General features: G+C 68.8%; 5 protein-coding genes. 3 read left to right on the top strand and 2 right to left on the bottom strand.

The window, feature by feature from the left end:
* Positions 1–155: 155 nt before the first annotated feature.
* From fliD to ACFOWE_RS29420, 3 genes are read left to right on the top strand one after another with little or no spacing between them, the layout of a single operon-like run.
* On the top strand, positions 156–1,538 hold the full coding sequence (fliD, locus tag ACFOWE_RS29410) for a flagellar filament capping protein FliD (protein WP_377293548.1): 1,383 nt from the start codon (positions 156–158) through the stop codon (positions 1,536–1,538).
* A 16-nt stretch (positions 1,539–1,554) separates the two neighbouring features.
* A complete protein-coding gene (gene fliS / locus ACFOWE_RS29415; RefSeq protein WP_377293550.1) occupies positions 1,555–1,956 on the top strand; it encodes a flagellar export chaperone FliS in 402 nt (133 codons plus the stop codon).
* Between the two features lie 2 nt (positions 1,957–1,958).
* On the top strand, positions 1,959–2,303 hold the full coding sequence (locus ACFOWE_RS29420) for a hypothetical protein (protein ID WP_377293552.1): 345 nt from the start codon (positions 1,959–1,961) through the stop codon (positions 2,301–2,303).
* 115 nt (positions 2,304–2,418) lie between these two features.
* On the opposite strand, the gene ACFOWE_RS29425 is transcribed toward ACFOWE_RS29420, so the two are convergent.
* Both ACFOWE_RS29425 and ACFOWE_RS29430 read right to left on the bottom strand, forming a co-directional pair.
* The gene (locus ACFOWE_RS29425) at positions 2,419–2,838 is read right to left on the bottom strand and encodes a hypothetical protein (RefSeq protein ID WP_377293554.1); all 420 of its coding nucleotides are present in this window, start codon (positions 2,836–2,838) and stop codon (positions 2,419–2,421) included.
* Positions 2,835–3,119 (bottom strand): hypothetical protein, encoded by a 285-nt coding sequence (locus ACFOWE_RS29430; protein WP_377293556.1) that lies wholly within the window; start codon positions 3,117–3,119, stop codon positions 2,835–2,837. Before ACFOWE_RS29430 ends, ACFOWE_RS29425 begins: the two co-directional genes overlap by 4 nt.
* Positions 3,120–3,424 lie beyond the last annotated feature (305 nt).

Raw genomic sequence — 3,424 nt, forward strand, 5'->3', positions numbered from 1 at the left:
CGCCTGACCGGCGCCCACCGATGAGAGGCGACGCATCACCGGAAGGGGCGGCCGGCATGACCGCCGGCCGCCCCTTCCATCTGTTCGACACCTCCGCCCGACGGGGCGGGGGTGAACGCCCGACGGGGCGGACGGCGTAGAGAGGACTCGCACACGTGGCTGGAAGCACCGTTGACGGCCTGGTCAGCGGCCTGAGCACGAGCTCCCTGATCTCGCAGCTCATGCAGGTCGAGAGGGTCCCGCAGACCCAGCTCAAGTCCAAGGTGACCGCCCAGGAGAAGATCCAGACTTCCTATCAGGCGATCAACACCAAACTGGCCGCGCTCAAGACCGCGGCCGAGGACATGACGAAGGGCACGTCCTGGCAGCCCGCCAAGGTGACCTCGTCCTCGACCTCGGTCACCCCGACCACGACCGCGGGCGCCACCACGGGAAGCGTCACCTTCGACGTGCTGAGCACGGCCAAGGCGCAGGTCAGCACCGTCACCTTCGGCTCCGCCACCGATCCGGCGCTGGCCGGCGGTGCCACGAAGGTCAGCCTCACCATCGGCACCGCCGCCGCGGTGGACATCGACGTCACGACCAACACCCCGCAGGGCGTGGCGGAGGCGATCAACGCCAAGGGCCTCGACGTGCGCGCCTCCGTCCTCACCACGGACCAGGGCACCGTCCTGCAGCTCACCTCCACCAAGACCGGTACGGCGGCCGGCTTCGAGATCACCGGCCTCGCCTCCGACCCCGTCGACCTCGTCCCCCCGAAGGACGCGCAGGTCCTGGTGGGCGACGCCGACGGCGTCCACTACACCGTCACCAGCGGCAGCAACGCCATCACCGGCCTCCTGGCGGGCACGACCATCAACGTGACCAAGGAGGAGACGGGCGTCACCGTCGCGGTCACGCAGGACAAAGACGCCATCGCCGACAAGATGAAGGCGTTCGTCGACGCCACGAACGCCGTGCTGACCGAGATCGGCACCCAGACGTCCTACAACGCCGCCGCCAAGACCAAGCAGCCGCTGGCCGGCAACGCCACCGTCCGCCAGATCGCGCAGACCGTCCTCGGCCAGGTCGGCACCGGCCAGACCGACTACGGCAGCTTCGCCCAGCTCGGCGTCGAACTCGACCGGTACGGCAAGCTCACCTTCGACCGTGAAGAGTTCCTGAAGGCCTACGAGGCCGACCCGGCCAAGGTCGAGAAGGCGATGTCGGCGGAGGACCCGTCGATCCCGCCCCGGCTCGACGCCGACGGCAAGACGCTGCCCCAGACCCAGGTCTCGAACGTGATGGGACTGGCCGCCCGGCTCAAGGTGATCGTGAGCAACAGCACCGAGAGCATCACCAACGCCGTCAACGGCAGCAAGAGCCTGGTCACCGACCTCAACAAACGCATCGAGGCCTGGGACCTCCGGCTGGAGAGGCGCGAGACGGCACTGCGCAGGCAGTTCACCAACCTCGAGGTCTCCCTCGGCAAGCTGCAGCAGCAGTCGACCTGGCTGGCCGGTCAGATCTCCAGCCTGCCCGCCCCCTCCTCGGAATGAGAACGGACAGCACGCCATGAACAACCCCTCCATGCGGGCCCGCTACCTCGCCGACTCGGTGAGCACCGCCTCTCCCGGCAAGCTGCTCGTCATGCTCTACGACCGGCTCGTCCTCGACCTGGTCAAGGGCGAGGAGGCGCTGGGCCGGGGAGACCGGGAGACGGCCTCCGCCCAGCTCCAGCACGCCCAGGACATCATCATCGAGCTGCGCTCCTCGCTCCGGATGGACGTCTGGGACGGCGCGGCGGGCCTGTCCGAGCTCTACGGCTTCCTGCTCACCCAGCTCATCCAGGCCAACGTGCGCGCTGACGCCGCCCAGGTCGCCTCCTGCCGCGCCCTGGTCGAGCCGCTGCGCGACGCCTGGCGCACGGCCGTCACCGAGGCCGGGGCCGTCGGCGCCGCCGCCAGGGTGGCCTAGCCATGAGCGCCCAGCCGCCCTCAGCCGGCGACTGGCACGCGGCCTGGTCCGCCGCGCTGGACGCCCTCGAGATGGACGTCGCCGCGGTGGAGGAGATGCTCTCCGGCGACCACCGCACCCAGGAGGTCCCCGCCGTCACCGGCGCGTGGACGCCTCCGACGGACCTCGGTCCGCTCCCGCTCGACCTGCGGCCCCGTGCCGACGCCATCCTGTCCCGGCAGCTCCGGGTGGCGCAGGAGATGGTGCTCGTCATGGCCGGCAACCGCCGCCAGGCCGCGATGATCGCCCGCGTGGAGACCGGCAGCGACGGCGCCGCCCGCCCCGTCTACATCAACTGCGCCGCCTGACACGGACGAGGACGGACCCGCACGGGAGGGCGAGAAGCCGCTTCCGCCATCGACCGCCTCCGTCAAGGACCCCGATTTTCGGACCGGGGTCCTTGACTATTTGTGTCACACATAATCAACCTTCGGGATCGGTGATCTCGATGATGTGCAGCGGCTCGTCGAAGGCGCGGGCCGCCTGCCGCCAGTGGGTCATGTCGAGGGTGAGCACAGGGCAGACCGACACGTCGGCGAGCGCGGCCACGTGAGCGTCCCACGGGGTGAGGCCGGTTCGGTTGATCACAGAGGCCAGCGTGGTGCCGTGGTCGGGTTCGTGCAGCCCGGCGATGGTGATCTGCTCCATCGTGGCCACACCGAGCAGCAGGTCGGTCGCGTCCTTCGAACCGGAGTCAAGGGACGCGCCGGTGATGGCCAGAACGGACATCACCATGGGCTGCTGCCTGTCATCGAATCTGGCGATCATCGTCATGACGTCCGCGTCGCCCCGGGCGAGTTCGATCAGGACGCCGGTGTCCAGAATGAGGGGCGGCAGGGTCACTGAGCGCCCTCTCCCGTGAATCCGGGTATCTCGGCGAGTTGCCGCTGGACGTGGGTCATCATGCGGTCGACGCGGTCATGGTCGGCTGCTTCCCTGGCACGGACCAGGTGTGTCTGAAGGATGGCCCTGCGGCGGCGTTCCTCGCGGACGCGGGCAGCGAGAGCCTCGTTCACGTAGGCGGACAAGGACTTGACGTCATCGTCTCCGACACGGGATCGAACGTATTCGACGAGGTCAGGGTCGAGGGTGACGGCGATGCTGGGCTTGGCGCGGTTGCTCATGACCGCATGCTAATACTGTCCTATGATCTTTTAAGTAGTGATTGCGAGACCTTCCCAGACGCTGCGGCCTGCGACGATCCTCAACGCGGGTGGACCTTCCCCGACCGGTACGCCATCGAATCGACTCCGCGGCCGCTCCGCCCGGCTCTCCCAAGGTGCCGCCTTCGACCGGCCTCAACACCGTCTCCTGGTGCGCCGAGAGTGTGCTCACCGGGGTGTAAAGGGGCGTAGGCCGGCCGGTCGTGGCGTGCTGGATGGCCGGTGGCATCGGGGGTTTAGGGTTTCCGGTCCCCTGCAACCGGGCT

Origin of the sequence: Planomonospora corallina (assembly GCF_042650625.1) — a bacterium.
Taxonomy (GTDB): Bacteria; Actinomycetota; Actinomycetes; order Streptosporangiales; family Streptosporangiaceae; genus Planomonospora_B; species Planomonospora_B corallina.